19 protein-coding genes and 2 tRNA genes are annotated in these 21,558 nt (G+C 59.7%); 12 read left to right on the top strand and 9 right to left on the bottom strand.

Annotated features, from left to right (window positions below; all coding sequences use genetic code 11):
• The first annotated feature begins 11 nt into the window (after positions 1–11).
• The 7 genes from AC07VS_RS17120 to AC07VS_RS17090 all read left to right on the top strand — a co-directional run bounded on the left by AC07VS_RS17120 (position 12) and on the right by AC07VS_RS17090 (position 5,849).
• On the top strand, positions 12–1,127 hold the full coding sequence (locus AC07VS_RS17120) for an FAD-dependent oxidoreductase (protein ID WP_494751557.1): 1,116 nt from the start codon (positions 12–14) through the stop codon (positions 1,125–1,127).
• Positions 1,128–1,131: 4 nt separating this feature from the next.
• A complete protein-coding gene (gene thiS / locus AC07VS_RS17115) occupies positions 1,132–1,329 on the top strand; it encodes a sulfur carrier protein ThiS (protein ID WP_492345231.1) in 198 nt (65 codons plus the stop codon).
• A gap of 3 nt (positions 1,330–1,332) precedes the next feature.
• A complete protein-coding gene (locus AC07VS_RS17110) occupies positions 1,333–2,184 on the top strand; it encodes a thiazole synthase (RefSeq protein ID WP_494751556.1) in 852 nt (283 codons plus the stop codon).
• Positions 2,185–2,189: 5 nt separating this feature from the next.
• The gene (locus AC07VS_RS17105) at positions 2,190–3,131 is read left to right on the top strand and encodes a thiamine phosphate synthase (protein ID WP_494751555.1); all 942 of its coding nucleotides are present in this window, start codon (positions 2,190–2,192) and stop codon (positions 3,129–3,131) included.
• Positions 3,132–3,344: 213 nt separating this feature from the next.
• Positions 3,345–5,576 carry a TonB-dependent siderophore receptor gene (locus AC07VS_RS17100; protein ID WP_494751554.1) on the top strand — a complete coding sequence of 744 codons (2,232 nt, stop codon included), beginning with the start codon at positions 3,345–3,347 and terminating at the stop codon, positions 5,574–5,576.
• 42 nt (positions 5,577–5,618) lie between these two features.
• Positions 5,619–5,694, top strand: a tRNA-Asn gene (locus AC07VS_RS17095).
• A 79-nt stretch (positions 5,695–5,773) separates the two neighbouring features.
• Positions 5,774–5,849, top strand: a tRNA-Asn gene (locus AC07VS_RS17090).
• Between the two features lie 82 nt (positions 5,850–5,931).
• Here AC07VS_RS17090 and AC07VS_RS17085 read toward each other — a convergent pair.
• The 3 genes from AC07VS_RS17085 to AC07VS_RS17075 form a co-directional block, all read right to left on the bottom strand.
• Positions 5,932–8,439 (bottom strand): PAS domain S-box protein, encoded by a 2,508-nt coding sequence (locus AC07VS_RS17085; RefSeq protein ID WP_494655580.1) that lies wholly within the window; start codon positions 8,437–8,439, stop codon positions 5,932–5,934.
• Between the two features lie 40 nt (positions 8,440–8,479).
• Positions 8,480–9,277 carry an ABC transporter substrate-binding protein gene (locus AC07VS_RS17080; RefSeq protein WP_494655579.1) on the bottom strand — a complete coding sequence of 266 codons (798 nt, stop codon included), beginning with the start codon at positions 9,275–9,277 and terminating at the stop codon, positions 8,480–8,482.
• A 143-nt stretch (positions 9,278–9,420) separates the two neighbouring features.
• Positions 9,421–9,795 (bottom strand): response regulator transcription factor, encoded by a 375-nt coding sequence (locus AC07VS_RS17075; protein WP_492345225.1) that lies wholly within the window; start codon positions 9,793–9,795, stop codon positions 9,421–9,423.
• A 129-nt stretch (positions 9,796–9,924) separates the two neighbouring features.
• Here AC07VS_RS17075 and AC07VS_RS17070 point away from each other — a divergent pair, with 129 nt between their 5' ends.
• The 5 genes from AC07VS_RS17070 (at position 9,925) to AC07VS_RS17050 (ending at position 13,779) form a co-directional block, all read left to right on the top strand.
• Positions 9,925–10,578, top strand: coding sequence for a response regulator (locus AC07VS_RS17070; RefSeq protein ID WP_492345224.1), 654 nt, complete (start codon positions 9,925–9,927; stop codon positions 10,576–10,578).
• A gap of 22 nt (positions 10,579–10,600) precedes the next feature.
• A complete protein-coding gene (locus AC07VS_RS17065) occupies positions 10,601–11,350 on the top strand; it encodes a response regulator (protein WP_494655578.1) in 750 nt (249 codons plus the stop codon).
• Positions 11,351–11,420: 70 nt separating this feature from the next.
• Positions 11,421–12,179, top strand: coding sequence for a leucyl/phenylalanyl-tRNA--protein transferase (aat, locus tag AC07VS_RS17060; protein WP_494655577.1), 759 nt, complete (start codon positions 11,421–11,423; stop codon positions 12,177–12,179).
• Positions 12,180–12,184: 5 nt separating this feature from the next.
• Positions 12,185–12,931: an arginyltransferase gene (locus AC07VS_RS17055; RefSeq protein ID WP_494751553.1), complete on the top strand. Its 747-nt coding sequence runs from the start codon at positions 12,185–12,187 to the stop codon at positions 12,929–12,931.
• A gap of 110 nt (positions 12,932–13,041) precedes the next feature.
• Positions 13,042–13,779 carry an IclR family transcriptional regulator gene (locus AC07VS_RS17050; RefSeq protein ID WP_492345220.1) on the top strand — a complete coding sequence of 246 codons (738 nt, stop codon included), beginning with the start codon at positions 13,042–13,044 and terminating at the stop codon, positions 13,777–13,779.
• 113 nt (positions 13,780–13,892) lie between these two features.
• Here the strand turns inward: AC07VS_RS17050 and AC07VS_RS17045 are convergent, their stop codons facing one another.
• The 6 genes from AC07VS_RS17045 to AC07VS_RS17020 form a co-directional block, all read right to left on the bottom strand.
• Positions 13,893–14,900 (bottom strand): serine hydrolase, encoded by a 1,008-nt coding sequence (locus tag AC07VS_RS17045; RefSeq protein WP_492345593.1) that lies wholly within the window; start codon positions 14,898–14,900, stop codon positions 13,893–13,895.
• A gap of 120 nt (positions 14,901–15,020) precedes the next feature.
• Entirely contained in the window at positions 15,021–16,559 is a 1,539-nt protein-coding gene (locus AC07VS_RS17040; protein ID WP_492345219.1) for a 2-isopropylmalate synthase, read from the bottom strand.
• A 241-nt stretch (positions 16,560–16,800) separates the two neighbouring features.
• Positions 16,801–17,640, bottom strand: coding sequence for a CDP-diacylglycerol--serine O-phosphatidyltransferase (gene pssA / locus AC07VS_RS17035; RefSeq protein ID WP_494751552.1), 840 nt, complete (start codon positions 17,638–17,640; stop codon positions 16,801–16,803).
• Between the two features lie 182 nt (positions 17,641–17,822).
• Positions 17,823–18,839: a ketol-acid reductoisomerase gene (ilvC, locus tag AC07VS_RS17030; protein WP_492345217.1), complete on the bottom strand. Its 1,017-nt coding sequence runs from the start codon at positions 18,837–18,839 to the stop codon at positions 17,823–17,825.
• A 126-nt stretch (positions 18,840–18,965) separates the two neighbouring features.
• On the bottom strand, positions 18,966–19,457 hold the full coding sequence (gene ilvN, locus AC07VS_RS17025) for an acetolactate synthase small subunit (RefSeq protein ID WP_492345216.1): 492 nt from the start codon (positions 19,455–19,457) through the stop codon (positions 18,966–18,968).
• Positions 19,458–19,575: 118 nt separating this feature from the next.
• On the bottom strand, positions 19,576–21,345 hold the full coding sequence (locus tag AC07VS_RS17020) for an acetolactate synthase 3 catalytic subunit (RefSeq protein ID WP_492345215.1): 1,770 nt from the start codon (positions 21,343–21,345) through the stop codon (positions 19,576–19,578).
• Positions 21,346–21,558 lie beyond the last annotated feature (213 nt).

The raw sequence follows: 21,558 nt of genomic DNA, 5'->3' as shown, positions 1-21,558 counted from the left end.
GGCAAATCGCCATGCTGATCCGACGTCACCAGAAGGTCATCATCCTGGGAGCCGGACTGATGGGCCGCTTGCTGGGCCTGCAATTGCTGCGTGCTGGCCACCCAGTGACCCTGCATGATGCGGCAGGGCCGGACGCCGATGGGTCCGCAGCCCGTGTGGCGGCGGCCATGCTGGCCCCGCTGGCCGAGTCCGCGATCACCGAACCCTGCGTCGTGCGCATGGGCCAGTACGCCCTGGAGCGCTGGCCCGAGTTGCTGGCGCTGTTGCGTCGTCCTGTGTTCTTTCAGCGTGCAGGCACACTGGTCGTCTGGCACCGTCAGGACCGGGCTGAAGCGGCGCGCTTCGAAGGTCTGCTCCGCTCAACCCAGCAGGCGGCACCAGGCCTGCCTGAGCTGCTGCGCCTGGATGCCAATGATTTCGCCCAGCACGAGCCAGCCCTTGCCCAGCGGTTTCACCAGGGCCTGCTCCTGCCCGGCGAGGGGCAACTCGACAATCGAGGCCTGCTGCAATCCCTGCTGCACGAGTTGGAACAGGAAGGCGCCAGGATGCACTGGCAAAGCCCGCAAACACCGGCTGACTTCGAATGGGATGAAGACAGCTTTGTCATCGACTGTCGCGGCATGGGGTCGCGTCCTCAATGGCCAGGCCTGCGCGCCGTGCGCGGCGAGGTGGTGCGCCTGCATGCCCCTGAGGTGAGTCTGGCCCGCCCCACCCGCTTGATTCACCCCCGCTACCCGATCTACATTGCCCCCAAGCCTGACCACGTATTTGTGGTGGGCGCGACCGAGATCGAAAGCGATGACAACAGCCCGGCCAGCGTGCGCTCGACCCTGGAGTTGTTGAGCGCCGCCTACACCGTGCACCCCGGCTTTGCCGAGGCACGCATTCTGGAGCTCAACACCCAGTGCCGCCCCACCCTGCCTGACAACCTGCCCTGCCTGAGGCGTTGCGGGCCCCGCTTGGTGCAGATCAACGGCTTGTACCGGCATGGCTTCATGATTTCGCCCGCCCTGGCGGATGTCGCCATGGCCTGGATGACCCAGGGCGATACCCAACTGGCCGAACGGCTGGGGGTGAACTTGGACCACGCGGCCCCATCCCGGCCCTGCCTTGCACAAGCCCACTGAGCCCATGGACATCGAAATCAACCAACGCCCCGTGCAATGGCCCGAAGAAGGCACCCTGGCAGAGCTGCTGAGCCACCAGGGTTTCACCCCCCCCTTCGCGGTGGCAATCAACACGCGCTTCGTGCCGCGGTCGGCCTATGCCCAAACCCGCTTGCAAGCGGGCGACCGCGTCGAAGTGATCACCCCAGTCACCGGAGGCTGAACCATGACCCCATCCATCACTCCCCCCCATGATCCGCTGATCCTCTACGGACAATCATTTGAGAGCCGGCTGATGCTGGGCACGGCGCGCTATCCCTCGCCAGCCACCCTGGAAGCCGCAGTACGCATGGCCCGGCCAGCGATGCTGACCGCCTCGCTGCGACGGCAGGCCAGTGCGGGCACGGGCACGGGCACGGGCACGGGCACGGGCGCGGGCGCGGGCGCTGCCCAGCACAATGACTTCTGGCGGCTGCTTCAACAGCTGGGGGTTCCCGTTTTGCCCAACACCGCCGGCTGCCATACGCCCCAGGAAGCCATCACCACGGCCCAGATGGCCCGTGAGGTGTTTGAAACCGACTGGATCAAGCTGGAGCTGATCGGTGACGACTACACCTTGCAGCCTGACACGCTGAACCTGGTCCCGGTGGCCGAACAACTGATCCGCGATGGTTTTCGCGTGCTGCCTTACTGCACCGATGACCTGGTGCTCTGCCAGCGCCTGGTCGACGTCGGATGCCAGGCCGTGATGCCCTGGGCAGCCCCCATTGGCACCGGCAAGGGCCCGATCAACCCCAGTGCTTTGCAAACCCTGCGCGAGCGACTGGATGTGCCGCTGATCGTCGACGCCGGCCTGGGGCGGCCTTCGCACGCCTGCACCGTGATGGAATGGGGGTTTGACGCCGTGCTGCTGAACACGGCCGTGGCACTGGCCCATAACCCTGTCCAGATGGCCGGCGCCTTCGCCCAGGCCGTGACCGCCGGGCGACAAGCCCGCTTGGCCGGCACCATGCAGGCCCAGGACAACGCCCAACCCAGCACCCCAGTGCTGGGTACTCCTTTCTGGCACCACGCCTGAGCACCATGACACACCCCTCCCCCCCTGAACTGCTGGCCCAGGCCATCCTGAGCACCCACCAGGCTCGCTTCGGCGGGCCTGGCCGACTGCCACCCGCCCCCGTGTCGCCTGAATGGCCGCCCTTGCAGCAGGCCGCCTGGCAAGCCTGCAGGGCCCTGGGTTTCATTGACATCGACGCCCATTGCCTGGCCCGGGCCTGGCAGTCACGCGCCGAACGCACCGGACAATGCGACGATCTGAGTTGGCCCGACCAGCCACAGGACTTCGGCCTGGGCCGCTATCCCACCGACCGGCCCGCGTTTGCGCCCTGCCCTCGGGCGCTGGGGCTGTATGTGGTGGCACCGGATGCCGACTGGATCGCACGCCTGGCCCACATGGGCATCCCCACCCTGCAACTGCGCTTCAAATCTCAAGACCCCTCGGCCGTGCGTGCAGAAATCAAGGCCGCCATCGCCGCCGTCCAGGGCACCGATATTCGACTTTTCATCAATGACCACTGGCAAATCGCCCTCGATGAGGGCGCCTGGGGCATTCACCTGGGTCAGGAAGATCTGTCAGATCTGGCTGATACGGACCTGGTGGCCATGCGTGACGCCGGAGTGCGCCTGGGAGTCAGCACCCATGGCTACGCCGAAATGGTGTTGGCTGATCAGGTCCGCCCCAGTTATATCGCCATGGGCGCGGTCTATCCCACCACCTTGAAAGCCATGCCCACTGCGCCTCAGGGCATCGCCCGCCTGATGGCGTACGCCGATTTGCTGAACCGCCAGCAGCCTCCCTACCCCCTGGTGGCCATCGGCGGCATTGACCGCGCGCGCCTGCCCGAGGTTTTGCCCAGCGGGGTCGGCAGTGTGGCCGTGGTGCGCGCCGTCCTGGCCGCCGCCAATCCCCAAGCCGAAGCACAGGCTTTCATCCAGGCCATGAAAGGCTCGGCCGCCGAGACTTGACGGCCTGTTTACAATGCCGCCATCTCGCTGTCACATTGACCGCGAGGCCGCTAGGGGTGTCCCGGAGGTTTGCCTCCAGGACTGAGAGAGTCCCTTTGAACCTGATTGAGATCATCCTCGCGCAGGGAAGCCCGACGTGCCGGCCGCAGCATTGCCCATGCCTGCGAGCCCCGCCACACGACTGCTTTGCGCCAGGATCACGGAAGCCGAACCATGACCTGCCGACACCGTTACCCCACATCCCCCTTGACGCCTTGCGCCATCGCGGCCTTGCTGCTGATGGGGCCATTGGCCTGGGCACAGGATGCCAGTCTTCAACCCGTTATCGTGAACGAGCGCAGCTCGGCGCCCGTGGCCGACGTGACGGGCTTCGGGGATGTGCCAGTCCGTGAGGTACCCGCGTCGGTCACGGTGATTGGCCGGGAGCAACTTGACGCCCTCGGGGCACGCCGGCTGGCCGATCTGACCACCCTCGATGCCTCGGTCACCGATGGCTACAACGCACCCGGTTATTGGGATTTTCTGACCATTCGCGGCTACACGCTCAACCAAAATTACAACTACCGGCGCGAGGGCCTGCCGATCAGTGCCGAAACCGTGATCCCGCTCGACAACAAGGATCACATCGAAATCCTGAAGGGCACCAGTGGCATCCAGGCCGGGACCAGCGCGCCTGGCGGCCTTGTCAATTACGTGGTGAAACGCCCCACCGAAACGCCCTTGCGCGAATTGACTCTGGGCCTCAGCGAACGGGGCACCCGCCTGATGGCGATGGACCTGGGCGGCAGGACCGAGAACAAGGTGATCGGCTACCGGCTCAACGTTGCCCATGAGGACATGCGCCCCCTGGTCGATGCCACGAACGGTCACCGTGATCTGTTCGCCTTGGCATTGGATGCCCGCGTCAGCCGCAACACCTTGGTCGCTGGTGAATTCGAATGGAGCAGCCTGACACAGCCCAGCGTGCCCGGACAAAGCCTGTTGGGTAACCAGTTGCCGGCGGTGGGTGACCCCAACGTCAACTTGAACAATCAGCCCTGGTCCAAGCCCAACCACTTTGACAGCCTCACCGGCACGCTGCGGGTCGACCAACTGATCAACGAAACCTGGAGCTGGCAGGCCCAGTACGGGCGCCAGAAGCTCAAGAGCGACGACCGCCTGGCCTACCCCTTTGGTTGCAGCGACCCGGTCAGTGGCGCCTACTATGCGGATCGATATTGCCCATCCAGCAGCACCGGCAAGACCAACGTGGGCCTGGCCGACATCTACCAGTTTGAAAGCAACAATGAACGGCGCAGCCAACAGGCGGCTCAGTTCAAACTGCTCGGCAATGTGCGCTGGGGCAGCGTGCAGCACCAGGTCAGCACCGGCCTGTTGCGCAGTGTGCTGAACAACCGCTTCGGCTTCCAGGCCGATGCCTCGGCGCCCGTGGGCCAGGCCACCACCGATGGACAGACCCGCATCCCCAGCCCCAACCCGCCCCTGGCCTTCATCACCCCCAACACCAACCGGGACGAATACTCGACCGAAGTGTTTGTGCAGGACATGGCGCGCTGGACCCCTCGTTTTGTGACCTGGGCCGGGCTGCGCCACACCGAGCTGGATCGCCACAGCATCCAGACCGACGGCGGGCAGGAAACCCGCTATCGGCAAAGCTTCAACAGCCCCTGGCTGGGCGCCAGCTATGACCTGGGATCGGGGTTGTCGCTGTACGGTAGTTGGGGACGGGGGACAGAATCCGCAGTCGCCCCCAACCGTCCCTACTACGCCAACGCAGGCTCGGCCATTCCAGTAGCGGTCAGTACCCAGAAGGAAATCGGGTTCAAACAGGCCCTGACCCAGGGCGCCTGGCAAGTGAACTACTTCGACATCCGCAGACCCGCCTTGTATGAAACCCAGTTGGCTGGGACGGCAGGTGCCAACACGGCCCAGCTCTGCCCCGCCAGCGCCAGTGATTGCCGGGTGCAAAGCTTTGACGGCGACGCCCACCATCAAGGACTGGAGCTGTCTGGCGACCATCGCATGGGCGCCTGGCGCCTGGGCGGAAGTGCCATGTGGCTACGTGCCGTGCGCGACAGCGCAGATGCGAGCCTCAACGGCCACGCGCCCACCAACGTGCCCTCACGGGTGCTGCGCCTGCGCGCCGACTACACAGTGGCCCAACTCCCAGGTTTGACCGTGGGCGGTGGCCTCAGCCACGAGGGACCACGCAAGGTGATTGACAACAGTGCCGAGCAGGTGTCGCTGGCCTCTTGGACCCGGGTTGACGCCCTGCTGAGTTTTCAACAGAAGCTCTCGCCAGAAACCCGAACGCTCTGGACTTTGGGCGTGACCAATCTGTTCGACCGCCGCTACTGGCGTGAATCGCCAACCAGCTACGGGCACCTCTACCTGTACCCTGGTGCGGCGAGAACTTGGCGTCTGACGATGAAAACAAGCTTCTGAGTTCTCAAGCCCCAATTTTTGTGTATATAATCTAAGTCTTGTTCCTCGATAGCTCAGTCGGTAGAGCGCCGGACTGTTAATCCGTAGGTCCCTGGTTCGAGCCCAGGTCGAGGAGCCAAGTTTCATTGCTAGTTTTCTGTCTAGCGGGTTGCGTTGGCTGTTTTCCATCCGCATCCGATAAAGACAGTATCCGACATTCCTCGATAGCTCAGTCGGTAGAGCGCCGGACTGTTAATCCGTAGGTCCCTGGTTCGAGCCCAGGTCGAGGAGCCATTCAAAGGTCTTGCAGGCACATGCCCGCAAGACCTTTTTTCTTTTGGGCCATCCATCCGTCTCAACGAGACTGCGCCCCACTTCAGCTCAAAGGCATCGGCTGGCTGTCAGCACCACCCGACCGGGCCGGAAAATAGATGTGAAACTCCGCACCGCCATCGGATACGTTGCAGGCACGAATCCGTCCACCATGACCCTCAACAATTTTTCGGCAGATGGCCAGACCCAGCCCCGTCCCACCCGAACCATTCTTGGTTTTGCTTGATTGGACAAAGGCTTCAAAGATCTTCTCCAATTCGGCCTCGGGAATGCCAGGACCCCGATCACGCACAACGATGTGAATTTCACCGCCATCACCAATCTGGGCGGAGAGTGCCACCGTTTGATCATTGGGTGAGAACTTGACCGCATTGGCCAGCACATTGCGGATCACCTGCTGAAAACGCAAGGGATCAGCCCGCGCCACCAGGGGCAGATCCGACAAGTCCATGTCGAGAGAGAGGTTCTTGCGCGCGAGCAACGGCCCCATTTCCCGAGCCACCGGCCTGATGAGGGAGCGCAGATCCACGCTCTCAAGGTGAAAAGTGCCGACCGTGCTTTCGATCTTGGAAACATCCAGCAGATCATTGACCAACGCCAGCATTCGCTGCCCCGAGGCATTGATGTCATGAAACATGGCAACGATGCGATCACTGCCTTTGCCTCGCATCACTCCCAATTCCGAGAACCCGATGATCGACTGCAGCGGCGTGCGCAATTCATGGCTGATGTTGGCCACAAACTCCGACTTCGAGCGCGACGCCTCCTCCGCCACGTCACGAGCCTCCCGGATGGCGCGCTCTGCTTCACGAAACTCGGTCACATCGGTGAGCACCGTCAGCACGCCGATCAACGCACCCGATTCACCCGGCACCATCACCTTGCTGATCAGAACATCTCGCATGCCCATGTCGTAGCGCGAGATGCGCGACTCGAAACGGATCTCCCCGCCCTGCCGAACCAGTTGTGCTTCAGAATGCTCATGCAACTGAGCCTCACCGGAAGGCAGAAAATCTGCGAAGCGCTTGCCGATGACTTGACCGCGATCCAGGCCCTTGAACTGCTCCCAGGCTTTGTTCACCATCACCAGACGACCCAGTTCATCTGCCATTGACGTGGGCTCGGGACTGATTTCAAGCATCAATCCAATCAAAGACAACTGCATCTGGAGTTGCCGCTGTGTCTCCAGCAACTCGGTGATGTCCACAGCGCTGCCCGCAAAGGCCGTGATGCGCCCATCCACCAACAAAGGAACCACGGCCAATTCGAAATGGCGAGTGCGCCCGTCTGCTCCAACCGTGGAAGCCCGGCAATGGCGTACGCCATCCAGATGGTCCAGCGCAAACAAAGTGGTTCGATCGGTGGACCGCTCAGGTACCAGCACATCCAGTACGCTGCGACCCAAGGCCTGGTGCGCCTGTGCCCCGAGCAACGCAGCCCAGCGCGCATTCACGTAGGTCACAACCCCCGATGCATCTGTTCGAAAAATCAACTCCTGCAGGCTACGCAACAGCACACTCAGTTCGCGTTCGCTGCGCACCACCTGATCACGAGCCCGATCAAACAAAACCCGGGAGCGTTCGCGAGCCCGCAAACTACGGTACAGAACAACCGCCATGCCCAACAGCATGAACACCACCACCAGGCCCGCGACCAACACCGGGCGCGCCCGCGCCAGCCAGCGCTGGGTGGAAGCCCCCAGCGCCTGCTCAACCAAAACCACCAAAGGCCAGGCCCTGGAAGCCCGAAAGGCCACCAGCGTCTCCTCCCCGGCAGCCGAATGCTCCCGGTAGCTGCCATGTTCGCGCGCGACCTGCCGCTCGCTGAACAGACTGTGGTGCGCCAAACTCAGCCCAGGGGCCTCCACCATGTCCACGGTACTGGTCAATAACAACCCCGTATAGCTGGTCACAAGGACCGAAAGCGGGTTGTCGCCAATCACCTGACGCTGAAAATTCACCAAGGCATCGGGATTGATCAGCGCCACCACCAACATCGGCTGCCCCCCCGCCAAAGCAAAGCCATACAACATGGGCAGGCTGTTGATTCCTGAACGCAATTCAGCCTGAGACGCTCCCACCTCAAAGTCCGCCAGGCTCCGCCCACGAATCAACGGCCCCAACGAAGCTTGGCCACGGGCGGGACGCGACCCCAGCAATGAAAGATTGACTTGGCGCTGAACGTCGCCCGCCGAGGAACTGACCAGAACCCGGCCTTGAGCATCCAGAACAGCGATCGAACGAACAAAGGGAACACCACCAAGTGCCTGAGTCAGTTGCCGGCTCAGATGCGGCAGGTCGGCCTGAGAGTCCTGCAACAGAACCGTCTCTGCAATGGAGTTCTGCACCACCGCCACCGCGTCAAAAGACCGACTCGCCTGGTCCTCGATCACCCGCGCATAGAGCTCTTGCTGCCGGAGATCTTGCTCTACCACCTGCTGGTGACCACGCCAAGACATCCAGACAATGGCCATCAGCAACAGCAATGCAAACATGACGCCCGTGAACAGCGCAAGCTGGCTCGACAACCACTGGGCCGATGAGTGTTTCAAGGAGGAATCTTGACGCATCTAAACCGTGCCTAAGCACCCGTCAAGGCTGAACCACCATGGAGGCCAGCCCATGCCTTTTGGCAAGAACCTCCAGACGACCATCTTTTTGAATTCGGGACACAAAATCATCCACCACGGAATACCAACTTTCGTCCCCCGGCTTCACCGCATAGCCGTAGGGCAAAACATGAAATGGTTTTGGAGAGGAGATCAAGGTGGCCCAATCTGCGTTGTCCAGCAAGCGACGGCTGTAAGGATAATCGGTCATGAAAACATCGATCCGCCCGGCCTCCAGTTCGCGCTCCCGGGTCTGGGGCGGCTTGATACTGACAAGCTTGGCATGTTTGAGCTCAGCAGCCATCACCGGCTCCATGAATGTCCCGGACTGGACGCCTACCAAAATGCCTGGGCGGTCAATGTCTGCCCATTGTTTGATGGTGGCACTGCCGCGCGTGGTGATGGCATAAATATCGCTGCGCAAATAAGGTCTGGTGAATCGCAGATGCTGCATGCGTTGCGCAAGCATGCCCACAGCAAACATGGCAATATCGCAGCGATCGCTCAAGAGGTCAGACACCAGGGAGGCAAAGCTTGAATCGACGAACTCAACTTTCATCGACAGGTCCGCCGCCAACTCGTGGGCCAAGTCAATATCGACCCCGACCAGTTGCTGAGTGCGGGGATTGCGGTAGGTGACGCCATAGTAATCTGGCCAGATGCAGACCCGAACCACCTTGCTCGCCTGCACTCGGTCGTGGACGCTACCAGCGATCAACGGCGACATCGCCATCGAAAGCCCCAGGACCAGGCAGCAACTCACCAGAAACCGATGCACCATGATCTACTCCTGGTATCCGTCATTCGCCCCATTTGCAGGTGCCGGAATCGCACAAGGCCCCCAAGGCATGCGCTCATCCTGCCGGCGACAAAGACAGGGCGCCCGGTCGTCACCCCTTGCCGGCCCACCGCCCACGAAGGGATTCACGACGAAGCTTCTTCGAGTTTGTTGATGGTTTCGATCAACTGCAACAGGCTGAATGGCTTGACCAGGTACTCGTCAGCCCCCGCTTCGAAACCAGCTGCACGGTCTTCGCTCTGCCCACGGGCCGTCAGCAAAATGACCTTGGAACGAGCCAATTGCGCGTTCGCCTTGATTCGGCGACAAACTTCCAAGCCATCGATGCCGCCTGGCATCATCACGTCAAGCAGCACCAGATCGGGGTGCAACTCCTCGGCCAAGCTGAGGCCCGCCTGCCCATCCGCTGCTTCGAATATTTCGTACGCCACAAACTCCATGGTCATTCGCAAAAGCTTGCGAATATCCGCATGGTCATCGACGATCAGTATTTTTTTCATGCAGTACCTCGCGATAATTCAAAAATCGCCTGACAAGCTGATTTTTGACAAGATAACGATATCATATAAATTATTTTTATCATTTGTCAAGTCTTTTTTTACAGCAGTCGTGCCAAAATACAGCGCATCATGACCCAAGAAGAAAATTCCACACGCGATCACTACACAACCCTCGAGGTAGCCGGCCTGTTGGGCATGGCAGTTCGATCGGTTCAACTGATGGTCGACAGGGAGGAACTCGAGGCCTGGAAGACGCCAGGAGGCCATCGACGGATTTCTCGCTCCTCGGTCGAACGCTGGATTGCCTCACGCAAACCGGCGGGAAGCCAGGTCGACCGCCACAGCGCCGACCCCGCGACGGGCCGTTCAGTGCCAGGTTCAGGGGGATCACGGGTCCTGCTGATTGAAGACAGCACCCACTTCCAGAACCTGGTCAGCATGCTGATCCGGCAGCACTTCCCCAACGTCGACCTGCGTGTCGCCGACGATGGAATTGCGGGCTTGGCCATTTATGGACAGTTTCAACCCGACATCTTGATTGTCGACATCCTGCTCCCCGGTATCGATGGCCCTACCCTGATCACCAGTTTGCGCTCGCATCCCCAGTTTGCCCGCAGCCAATTGATCGTCATCACCTCGCTCGACGAAACCCAACGGGGCCCCTACGCCTTCGCGCTGAAGGGCGTTCGCGTCATCCACAAACCTAGGCTGGTCGCCGAACTGCCCGGCTTGTTGGCCCAGGTGTTACCCACAGGGGCAGGTCAAGTCAAGTCATCCGTCTGAAGGCCATTGCATGCCGCGCATCTTGCTGATCGAGGACGACGCCTCGATACAACGCTTCGTCGAATTCGCGCTGGAGGACATCGGTGCCGAGTTGATGATCACGGATACCGTCAAGCAAGGCATCAACTACCTGAGCCAGTCGCCGTTCGACCTGATTCTGACCGACCTGATGCTGCCGGGTGAATCGGGGGTCACCTTGCTCGAAAAGCTTCGTGAACAACCTGATCTGGCTCCACAGACCAAGGTGGTGGTGTTCAGTGCCGGCCTCACGAGCAGTGTGAAAACCCAGCTGCAGGCGCTTGGGGTTTGGCGCATGTTGTCAAAGCCGATTTCAGTTCTGGATTTGCTGAACTGCGTGGAAGAGGGCTTGTCTACCCAGCCAAGTTCTCAGGCATCGATCCAGACCGACGCTCCCACTGCCCCACCGTCGTCTTCACTGCAAGACCTTGAGCGCCATGCCATCGAGACCCATTTCAATGGCGATACGCAGCTGTTCATGATGTATCGGCAGGCCTGCATGGCCCAATTCCAAGTCGATATCGAAACTGGCGACCTGGCCAGCCAAAGCCACGACCTGCCGGCCTTGCGTCGAATGGGTCACAGCCTGAAGACCGTGCTGCACACACTCGCCGAAGAAAATGGCGCCCAGATCGCCAAGGCCCTCGAGCAATTGGCAGAGCGACAAGAATTGATCGCGGCTCAACATCAATGGGGGCACTTGCGCAACGCACTGCTGGATGCACGGCAAAGGCACCTTGCGACGCCATGCTGACCCTTCCGCCCAAGGCCGGCGGCCTGGCCGGGTCGGATGCGCCTGACGGCAAACCGTGCTGGGCATTCTCTTGAACAAGCCTCACACACCGCCACAGCTGCCCTTTCTTGCACCGGGTGAGCCCTTCCCCCCTGTCGAGCGCAGTTGGGGTCGTATCGACCCTCTGCCTGGCTTGCTCGCGGCAGGAGCGGATCTGAGTCCGACCACCTTGGTCGAGGCCTACCGGCAGGGAATATTCCCCTGGTTCAGCGACGGTCAGCCCATTCTCTGGTGGAGCCCCGATCCTCGCATGGTGCTCCCCCCCAGCGGCTTTCGAATGCGACGTAGCCTTCGGCAAACGTTGGCCCGATTGGGTTCACAGTGCCAGTTTGAGGTCCGATTCGACACCCAGTTTGAGGCGGTCATGCGCGCTTGTGCTCAAAGCCCGCGACCGCAACAGCAAGGCACCTGGATCACCGAAGGCATGATTCAGGCCTATCTGGCTTTGCACAAGATGGGCATTGCCCACAGCGTGGAGACCTGGGTCGATGGCCAGCTTCAAGCGGGGTTGTACGGAATCAACATTGGACGAGCCATGTTTGGCGAATCCATGTTCACACGCATGCCTGATGGCTCGAAGCTGGCACTGGCTGCCTTGGTGGGTTTTTGCCTGGAAAACAACATCGAGTGGATTGACTGCCAGCAAAACACAAGGCACCTGGCCTCCATGGGGGCCCATGAAATAGAACGCAAGACCTTCACCGCGTGGCTTGAAAAGGCCACTGCCATGGCCGCGCCAAGCTGGCAATTTAATTCCGTATACTGGGATCGTGTCAGCCGCCTCAGGTAAAGACCGTGACCCAGCTCAATGACCTGCCCCTGCAAACCCTGCAGTTCTATGCAACAGCGCCCTACCCCTGCAGCTATTTGCCTGAAAGGCAGGCACGCTCTCAGGTTGCAACGCCCGGTCATCTGATTCAGACCAGTCTTTATTCGGAACTGGTCTCTGCAGGGTTCCGGCGCAGTGGCATGTTCACTTACCGCCCTTATTGCGATGGTTGCAGGGAATGCCAGCCCCTGAGAATTCTTGTACGGGACTTCAAGGCCAATCGCAGCCAACGCCGCGCCGCAAGGCTTCACGAGCATCTGGAAGCGCGTGTTTTGAAGCTGCACTTTTCAGCTGAGCACTACCAACTTTATTTGCAATACCAGGCTGGCAGGCACGCTGGTGGCGGCATGGACCATGACAGCGTCGATCAGTACACCCAGTTTCTGCTGCAAAGCCGCGTGAATTCTCGGCTGGTCGAGTTCCGCGAACCCTCCACGCATCCGGACACCCCTGGCCTTCTTCGCATGATCAGCATCCTGGATGTCCTGGACGATGGACTGTCAGCGGTCTACACGTTTTACGATCCCGATGTCGGCGGCAGCTATGGCACCTACAACGTGATGTGGCAAATCGAGCAGGCCAAGTCACTTTCGCTGCCTCATGTGTACCTGGGCTACTGGATCAAGTCCAGTCCGAAGATGAGCTACAAAGCCCAGTACCTGCCCCATGAGGTTTTGGTGGATCAGACGTGGATTCGAAGTACGGCGCGCTGAACGGACATTCATTTCACCAAGTAAAATAAGAACAACTCCAAACATGGTTAGCAATGCGAAAACGAGATACCACCCAGCCGACCAGTCCAAGCATTCAGGTCATAGAACGCATGTTTGCGTTGATCGATGTACTGGCCTCTCGCGAAGAGGCCATCTCGCTCAAGGAGATCAGCGAGAGAACAGGGCTGCATCCGTCCACAACCCACCGGATTTTGAATGACCTGGCAACGGGACGATTTGTCGATCGACCTGAAGCCGGCAACTATCGGCTGGGCATGCGCCTGCTGGAGTTGGGCAATTTGGTCAAAGCCAGGCTCAGTGTGCGCGATGCGGCCCTCGCCCCCATGCGAGAGTTGCACAAGCTGATTCAACAGCCAGTCAACCTCAGTGTTCGCCAAGGCGATGAAATCGTCTATGTCGAGCGCGCCTACAGCGAAAGATCGGGAATGCAGGTGGTTCGAGCCATTGGCGGCAGGGCACCGCTGCACCTGACCTCGGTGGGTAAACTGTTTCTGGCTGTGGACGAGCCGCAGAAGGTCAGAGCCTATGCCACGCGCACAGGACTGGCCGGGCACACGCGCAACAGCATCACACAACTCCCGCTGTTGGAGCGAGAGTTGTCCAAAGCCCGCCAGTACGGCATTGCCCGCGACAACGAAGAACTGGAGCTGGGCGTGCGCTGCATGGCCGCCGGCATTCATGATGACCAGGGACGCCTGGTCGCCGGGCTTTCCATTTCAGCGCCAGCAGATCGCCTGGATGAAGGTTGGCTACCCAAGCTTGAGGCAACGGCGGGTGAAATTTCACAAGCCCTGGGCTATAAACCCAGCCCTTCCAGCGCTGGCTGATGGTCAGAGCCTGATCAAAGCAGGCGCTCAATCAAAAGAGCCTGGGTGTCTCAAGACATCCCAGGCTCTTTTTTCATGGGTCCGCCGATCTTCGGCGGACAGGATTGAACGCATCAGCCGTTGCGGGCAGCGATCAAAGGATGGTTGCTCTCCACCCAACGCTTCACACGCTCCGCATCGGCAATTCGACTGAGTTTGCCCGCCGAATCCAGAAACACCATGATCAATTTGCGACCAGCCACCTTGGCCTGCATCACCAGGCATTGCCCGGCTTCAGAGATGTAGCCGGTCTTCTGCAGCCCAATGTCCCAAGCCGGATTTTTGACCAAGCGATTGGTGTTGTTGTATTGCAAAGTGCGGCGTCCCACCTCGACCTGATAACCGGGCGATGTGGTCAGCTCTCGGAGCACCGGGTCGGTGTGCGCAGCATTCACCAATACGGCCAAGTCACGTGCACTGGACTGATTTTTGCTCGACAGGCCTGTCGGCTCGACGTAGCTGGTATCCCCCATGCCCAAAGACTTGGCTTTGGCGTTCATCAGAGACACAAAGGTTGCCAAACCCCCCGGGAAGGTACGTCCCAGTGCGTGGGCGGCCCGGTTTTCGCTGGACATCAAGGCCAGGTGAAGCATTTCACCCCGACTCAGGGTCGAGCCCACAGCAAGGCGGGAGCTGCTTCCCTTTTCGGTGTCAACATCATCCTGAGTGATGGTGATGTTCTCATCCATCGACAAATGAGCTTCACTGACAATCACGCCCGTCATGAGCTTGGTCAACGAGGCGATGGGCAGCACGGCCTGATCGTTCTTGCTCAGAAGCACTTCGTGGGTGTCTTGGTCCACCACCAAAGCCACGCTTGACCGCAGCGCCAAAGGATCTGACGAGCCGTGCAAGCCCGCCATCTGCCCAAAGGAAGCCTTGGCCGGCACGATGACTGCAGCCCGCGCGGGCACCTTGTGGTGACGCGGCGCATGTGCCACCTTTTGAATCGCATGGGTTCGCACGACAGCCGTCTTTTTGCGCTCTGCAGCGTGAACCCCTCCCACCGAAACAGCCAGCACCAAGGCCGAAAAAGTCATCAAACGGTTGAAACGGTTCATGGGAGCGATCAAAGAGGACATCATGCAGGCTCTCCGTGCAGACAACATATGTTACACACGGCTACGATAAAGAAAAACCCGCACAAGATCAACCACTTGCACGGAGTTTTTCAGGTTTTCCGAGAATTATAAAGAGCCTGCTCAGCCCTGTGCCGCTACCCGGTCAGCTTTACTGTGCAATTTGTTCAAGGCGCTGAGGTAGGCCTTGGCCGATGCCACGACGATGTCCGGATCAGACCCCACACCGTTGACGACGCGGCCACTGTTTTGCAGTCGAACGGTTACTTCGCCCTGACTCTCAGTCGAACCACTGATGGCGTTGACCGAATACAGCACCATTTCGGCACCGCTTTTCACATGGGACTCGATGGCCTTGAGCGAGGCGTCCACAGGGCCGTTGCCATCCGACTCACCGCGAACCTCTTTACCCTCCACCGTGAAGACAATGCTCGCACGGGGACGCTCACCCGTTTCGCTGTGCTGCGACAAAGAGACCAGGCTGTACTGCTCTTTCTCAGTCGCCACACTCTCGTCACTGACCAGGGCCAAGATGTCTTCGTCAAAGATCTCGCTCTTGCGATCCGCCAACTCCTTGAAACGACTGAACGCGGCATTCACCTCCTGCTCGCTTTCCAGACTGACACCCAACTCTTGCAGGCGCTGCTTGAAAGCATTGCGGCCACTGAGTTTGCCCAAAACGATCTTGTTGGCCGACCAACCCACGTCTTCGGCACGCATGATCTCGTAGGTGTCGCGCGCCTTCAACACGCCGTCCTGGTGAATGCCAGAAGCATGGGCGAACGCGTTGGCGCCGACCACTGCCTTGTTAGGCTGCACCACAAAGCCCGTGGTCTGACTGACCATTCGGCTGGCGGCAACAATGTGTTGAGTATCGATGTTCAGATCAAGGTTGAAATAGTCGCGGCGAGTCTTCACCGCCATCACAACCTCTTCAAGCGAACAGTTGCCAGCCCGTTCACCCAGCCCGTTGATCGTGCACTCGATCTGACGGGCACCCCCAATCTTGACGCCAGCCAACGAGTTGGCCACTGCCATGCCCAAATCGTTGTGGCAATGAACCGACCAGATGGCCTTGTCGGAGTTGGGGACGCGCTCGCGCAATGTCTTGATGAAGTTGCCGTACAGTTCCGGCACGGCGTAGCCCACGGTATCTGGAATGTTGAGGGTGGTCGCCCCCTCGTTGATCACCGTCTCCAGCACACGGCAAAGGAAATCCATGTCGCTGCGATAGCCGTCTTCGGGGCTGAACTCGACATCGGCCACCAGATTGCGGGCAAAACGCACAGCCTGCTTGGCCTGTTCGAGCACCTGGTCAGGCGTCATGCGCAGCTTTTTCTCCATGTGCAACGGCGACGTTGCGATGAACGTATGGATGCGCGAGCTGTTGGCGCCGCGCAGCGCTTCGGCAGCCCGGGAGATGTCACGGTCGTTGGCACGGGACAGAGAACAGACGGTCGAGTCCTTGATCGCGTTGGCGATGGTCTGGACCGCTTCGAAATCGCCGTTCGAACTGGCGGCAAAGCCGGCCTCGATCACATCCACACGAAGACGCTCCAGCTGACGTGCGATGCGCAGCTTCTCGTCCTTGGTCATGGAGGCGCCAGGGGATTGCTCGCCATCACGCAATGTGGTGTCGAAAATGATCAGCTTGTCAGTCATGAAGGTCTCCGGAAAGGTTGAATCTTGAGCCCAAAAAAGAAAAGGCCCGCAACAGATGAAACTGGCGGGCCGCTCGGGGTAATCCTGGTGTCAGATGTACGCGCTCAGCCCGCCCTGCTTAGCAGAAGGGCCACTAGCGACAAGCCAATGTAAGCAAGCAGCTCAAGCTTCAGAGCCGCACCAACACCGACACGCAACAAGTGGGAAACACGCATGCGGGCAAATGTAGCACAGGCTCTGCTCACTTGTGCAAGCCGCGTTCGTCGGGCTCATCGGTGCTTGTACTGATCACACTGGTTTGCATGCCCTTGGTTCGACGCCAGATGTACACGCCATAACCGCTGAACCCATAGATGATGAACAGGCCAAACAACACGATGGGGGGATGGATGTTGATCACAGCAATCCCGAGCGCGATCAGCACGATCACAGCAAACGGAACGCTCCGCTTGAGATGCACATCCTTGAAGCTGTAAAAAGGCACGTTGGTGACCATGGTCAGGCCGGCATACAAAGTCAGCGCGAAGGTGATCCAGGTCACCTGGGTCCAGGTCAGCCAGCTGGACTCACCCGCGCGAATTCCGGCTTCGGTGACCAACCAGATCAAGCCCGCCACCAGGGCTGCGGCCGCTGGCGATGGCAAGCCTTGGAAGTAGCGCTTGTCGACCACCGCTGTGTTGACATTGAAACGAGCCAGGCGCAATGCCGCACAAGCACAGTAAACGAATGCCGCGATCCAGCCCCAACGACCCAAACCCTTGAGCGCCCACTCGTAGGCGATCAAGGCAGGCGCCGCACCAAACGAGACCATGTCAGCGAGTGAGTCCATCTGCTCGCCAAAGGCACTCTGCGTGTTGGTCATGCGCGCCACGCGACCATCCAGGCTGTCCAACACCATGGCACAGAAAACGCCCACGGCAGCCTGGTCAAACCGGCCGTTCATGGCCATCACGATCGAGTAAAAACCACCAAACAAGGCTGCCAACGTGAACAGGTTGGGCAGCACATAGATGCCCTTTCTGCGCTTTGGCAGCACCACCTCATCCAGGCTGTCAGGTGATGACGCGTTGCCATCGTGCATGAATCGTTCTCCATTCCAAAAAGCGGCAAGCCGATCAGGACTGCCAGCAAGGCTTGGTACAACCCCAAGCCCAGTCAGCCAAGTTTAAGCCACAGGACCCCTGTGAATCCAAAAAACAAGGGCCACCCGAGGGTGGCCCTTGTCAGTTCGAGGCAAAGGCATGGCGCCCATGCCAAGCTTCATCAGTTGCGGGTCTGGTCAACCAGCTTGTTCTTGGCAATCCAAGGCATCATGGCGCGCAGTTGGCCGCCCACCTTTTCGATGGAATGGTCGGCGGTGTTGCGACGACGAGCGGTCATGCTCGGGTAGTTCAAACGGCCTTCCTGGATGAACATCTTGGCATAGTCACCGTTCTGAATGCGCTTCAGGGCATGGCGCATGGCAGCACGCGATTGCTCGTTGATGACTTCAGGGCCAGTCACGTACTCACCGAACTCAGCATTGTTGGAGATCGAGTAGTTCATGTTGGCGATGCCGCCTTCATAGATCAGGTCAACGATCAGCTTGAGTTCGTGCAGGCATTCGAAGTACGCCATTTCGGGGGCGTAGCCAGCCTCGACCAGGGTCTCATAGCCCATCTTGATCAGTTCGACAGCACCACCGCACAGAACGGCTTGCTCGCCGAACAGGTCGGTCTCGGTTTCTTCCTTGAAGTTGGTCTCAATGATGCCGGCCTTGCCGCCACCGTTGGCCATGGCATAGGACAGTGCCAGATCACGGGCCTTGCCACTCTTGTCCTGATGAACAGCCACCAGGTGAGGCACGCCGCCGCCTTGCGCATACGTCGAGCGGACCGTATGGCCAGGGGCCTTCGGAGCCACCATCCAGACGTCCAGATCGGCACGGGGCACCACCTGGTTGTAATGCACGTTGAAACCGTGAGCAAAGGCCAGCGAAGCACCCTGCTTGATGTTGGGCGCCACGTTGTTGGTGTAAACCTCAGCGATCTGCTCATCGGGCAGCAGAATCATGACCACATCAGCAGACTTCACAGCCTCGTTGACTTCGAGAACGGTCAGGCCAGCCTTGCCAACCTTGTCCCACGAAGCACCGCCCTTGCGCAGACCCACCACCACCTTCACGCCGCTGTCGTTCAGGTTTTGGGCGTGAGCATGCCCTTGCGAACCGTAACCGATGATGGCAACAGTCTTGCCCTTGATCAGGCTCAGGTCACAATCCTTGTCGTAAAAAACTTTCATGATGTTCTCCAATGAATGAGGTTTGGCGATAACGCCCAGTGACAGGCTCGGGGCGAACGCTCGGGAACAATCGCCATATAAAGATCGGTTCGTGTTGAGCCTGTCGAAACACGACCGAACAGAAAATCAGACGCGCAGTATTCTCTCACCACGCCCGATGCCGCTGGCGCCCGTGCGGACGGTCTCAAGAATGGCGCTGCGGTCGATCGCGTCCAGGAACGCATCGTTCTTGGACAAGTCACCGGTCAGTTCGATGGTGTAGCTCTTCTCAGTCACGTCGATGATGCGGCCTCGGAAAATGTCGGCCATGCGCTTCATCTCTTCGCGCTCCTTGCCGACGGCACGGACCTTCACCATCATGAGCTCACGTTCTGTGTAGGCCCCTTCGGTCAGGTCAACGACCTTCACCACTTCGATCAGACGATTCAGATGCTTGGTGATCTGCTCGATGACGTCATCGGAGCCAGCGGTCTGGATCGTCATGCGCGACAGGCTGGGGTCCTCGGTGGGCGCCACTGTGAGCGACTCGATGTTGTAACCGCGGGCCGAGAAAAGACCCACCACGCGGGACAGGGCACCTGCCTCGTTTTCGAGCAGGACTGCAATGATGTGCTTCATGAAAAGGATTCCTCTTTTCGCCGCCCTCCCCGCACCACGGTAATGGTGCAGCTTGGCGGTCAATAGATTCGTCGAAAGATTGGACCGGGTGCACGAAGGGCACCCAAGGTCCGCATGGTCAGAGGTCTTCAGACCCCAGCAGCATCTCGGTGATGCCCTTGCCGGCCTGCACCATCGGGAACACGTTCTCGGTGGGGTCGGTGCGGAAGTCCATGAAGACGGTACGGTCCTTCAGTTTGCGGGCCTCGCGCAATGCAGGCTCGACATCCTGGGGTCGCTCGATCAACATGCCCACGTGGCCATAGGCCTCCGCCAATTTCACAAAATTAGGCAAGGCGTCCATGTAGCTGTGGCTGTAACGGCCAGAGTACTCAATCTCCTGCCACTGACGCACCATGCCGAGATATCGGTTGTTCAGCGAGCAGATCTTGATCGGCGTGTTGTACTGCAGACAGGTCGACAGTTCCTGGATGTTCATCTGCACCGAACCTTCGCCCGTGATGCAGAACACCTCGCTGTCCGGCTTGGCCAGCTTGATGCCCATGGCGTAAGGAATGCCCACGCCCATGGTTCCCAAACCACCCGAGTTGATCCACCGACGTGGCTCATCGAAACGGTAGTACTGGGCAGCCCACATCTGATGCTGACCCACATCGGATGTGATGTAGGTGTCGGCGTCGCGGGTCATGTTCCACAGGGTCTCAACCACATACTGCGGCTTGATGACCTCGCCATTGCCACGATCGTATTTGAGGCAGTCGCGCTTGCGCCAACCTTCGATGGTGTCCCACCACGCGCCCAACGCTGAAGCATCAGGACGCTGGCTGCCTTCACGGATCATGCTGATCAACTCACCCAGCACGTCCTTCACATCGCCGACGATCGGAATGTCGACCTTCACCCGCTTGGAGATGCTGGAAGGATCGATATCGATGTGAATGATCTTGCGCTCGTTCTGCGCGAAGTGCTTGGGATTGCCAATGACGCGATCGTCAAAGCGGGCCCCCACGGCCAGCAGGACGTCGCAGTTCTGCATGGCATTGTTGGCCTCAATGGTGCCGTGCATGCCCAGCATGCCCAGGAACTTGCGATCCGACGCGGGGAAAGCACCCAAACCCATCAGGGTATTGGTGACGGGATAGCCGAGCAACTCGACCAGCGTACGCAACTCCTGGGTGGCATTGCCCAGCAACACACCACCACCGGTGTAGATGTAGGGGCGTTTTGCCGTCAACAACAGTTGCAGGGCCTTGCGGATTTGCCCACCGTGGCCTTTGCGCACCGGGTTGTACGAGCGCATCTCGACGGTCTCAGGGTAGCCGGAATAGGCCACCTTCTTGAAAGACACGTCCTTGGGGATGTCCACCACCACGGGGCCCGGGCGGCCGCTGCGCGCGATGTGGAAGGCCTTTTTAAGAGTCAAAGCCAGATCGCGCGGATCTTTGACCAGGAAATTGTGCTTCACGATAGGCCGGGTGATGCCCACGGTATCGCATTCCTGGAAGGCATCCAGACCGATGGCCGGCGTGGGAACCTGGCCACTGATGATCACCATCGGGATGCTGTCCATGTACGCAGTGGCGATGCCGGTGACCGCATTGGTCAAACCGGGGCCAGACGTCACCAGGGCCACACCCACGTCACCGGTGGCACGTGCGTACCCGTCAGCAGCGTGAACGGCAGCTTGTTCGTGGCGGACCAGAACGTGCTGAATCGAATCCTGTTTGTAAAGCGCGTCGTAGATGTAAAGAACAGCACCACCCGGATAACCCCAGATGTACTTGACGCCTTCGGCCTGAAGGCCTTTGATGAGAATTTCCGAGCCCATCAGCTCTTGCGAGGGCACTGCTGCTGCAGCGGAGGCCATTTCAGCCTTTGAGATTTCCATGATCAACCTTTGTGAATTTCTCTGACGAAAAACCTTGGGTGCCCCTTCCCGAGCTCTTGTGAAGCCGCGTCAGGACTTAGGGCCACAGCCATGGGCACACTGATTCTTGTGCCGGACGGTGACCCGTTTGCCGTTAATTTGCTCGCGCATTATCGCACTCAGGCCATGGAAATCCCGCGGTTCACCCAAAATTTCACTGCTCCAATGCCATAA

The organism is Curvibacter sp. GW821-FHT01G03 (genome assembly GCF_059422285.1).
The sequence above is the reverse complement of the archived record's forward strand: the minus strand, read 5'-3'. Positions and strand labels throughout refer to the sequence as shown.

Bases quoted from the DNA above. Each gene is read 5' to 3' on its own strand.
- AC07VS_RS17120 (WP_494751557.1), top strand. From the start codon at position 12: ATGCTGATCCGACGTCACCAGAAGGTCATCATCCTGGGAGCCGGACTG.
- thiS (WP_492345231.1), top strand. From the start codon at position 1,132: ATGGACATCGAAATCAACCAACGCCCCGTGCAATGGCCCGAAGAAGGC.
- AC07VS_RS17110 (WP_494751556.1), top strand. From the start codon at position 1,333: ATGACCCCATCCATCACTCCCCCCCATGATCCGCTGATCCTCTACGGA.
- AC07VS_RS17105 (WP_494751555.1), top strand. From the start codon at position 2,190: ATGACACACCCCTCCCCCCCTGAACTGCTGGCCCAGGCCATCCTGAGC.
- AC07VS_RS17100 (WP_494751554.1), top strand. From the start codon at position 3,345: ATGACCTGCCGACACCGTTACCCCACATCCCCCTTGACGCCTTGCGCC.
- AC07VS_RS17080 (WP_494655579.1), bottom strand. From the start codon at position 9,277: ATGGTGCATCGGTTTCTGGTGAGTTGCTGCCTGGTCCTGGGGCTTTCG.
- AC07VS_RS17075 (WP_492345225.1), bottom strand. From the start codon at position 9,795: ATGAAAAAAATACTGATCGTCGATGACCATGCGGATATTCGCAAGCTT.
- AC07VS_RS17070 (WP_492345224.1), top strand. From the start codon at position 9,925: ATGACCCAAGAAGAAAATTCCACACGCGATCACTACACAACCCTCGAG.
- AC07VS_RS17050 (WP_492345220.1), top strand. From the start codon at position 13,042: ATGTTTGCGTTGATCGATGTACTGGCCTCTCGCGAAGAGGCCATCTCG.
- AC07VS_RS17045 (WP_492345593.1), bottom strand. From the start codon at position 14,900: ATGTCCTCTTTGATCGCTCCCATGAACCGTTTCAACCGTTTGATGACT.
- AC07VS_RS17040 (WP_492345219.1), bottom strand. From the start codon at position 16,559: ATGACTGACAAGCTGATCATTTTCGACACCACATTGCGTGATGGCGAG.
- pssA (WP_494751552.1), bottom strand. From the start codon at position 17,640: ATGCACGATGGCAACGCGTCATCACCTGACAGCCTGGATGAGGTGGTG.
- ilvC (WP_492345217.1), bottom strand. From the start codon at position 18,839: ATGAAAGTTTTTTACGACAAGGATTGTGACCTGAGCCTGATCAAGGGC.
- ilvN (WP_492345216.1), bottom strand. From the start codon at position 19,457: ATGAAGCACATCATTGCAGTCCTGCTCGAAAACGAGGCAGGTGCCCTG.
- AC07VS_RS17020 (WP_492345215.1), bottom strand. From the start codon at position 21,345: ATGGAAATCTCAAAGGCTGAAATGGCCTCCGCTGCAGCAGCAGTGCCC.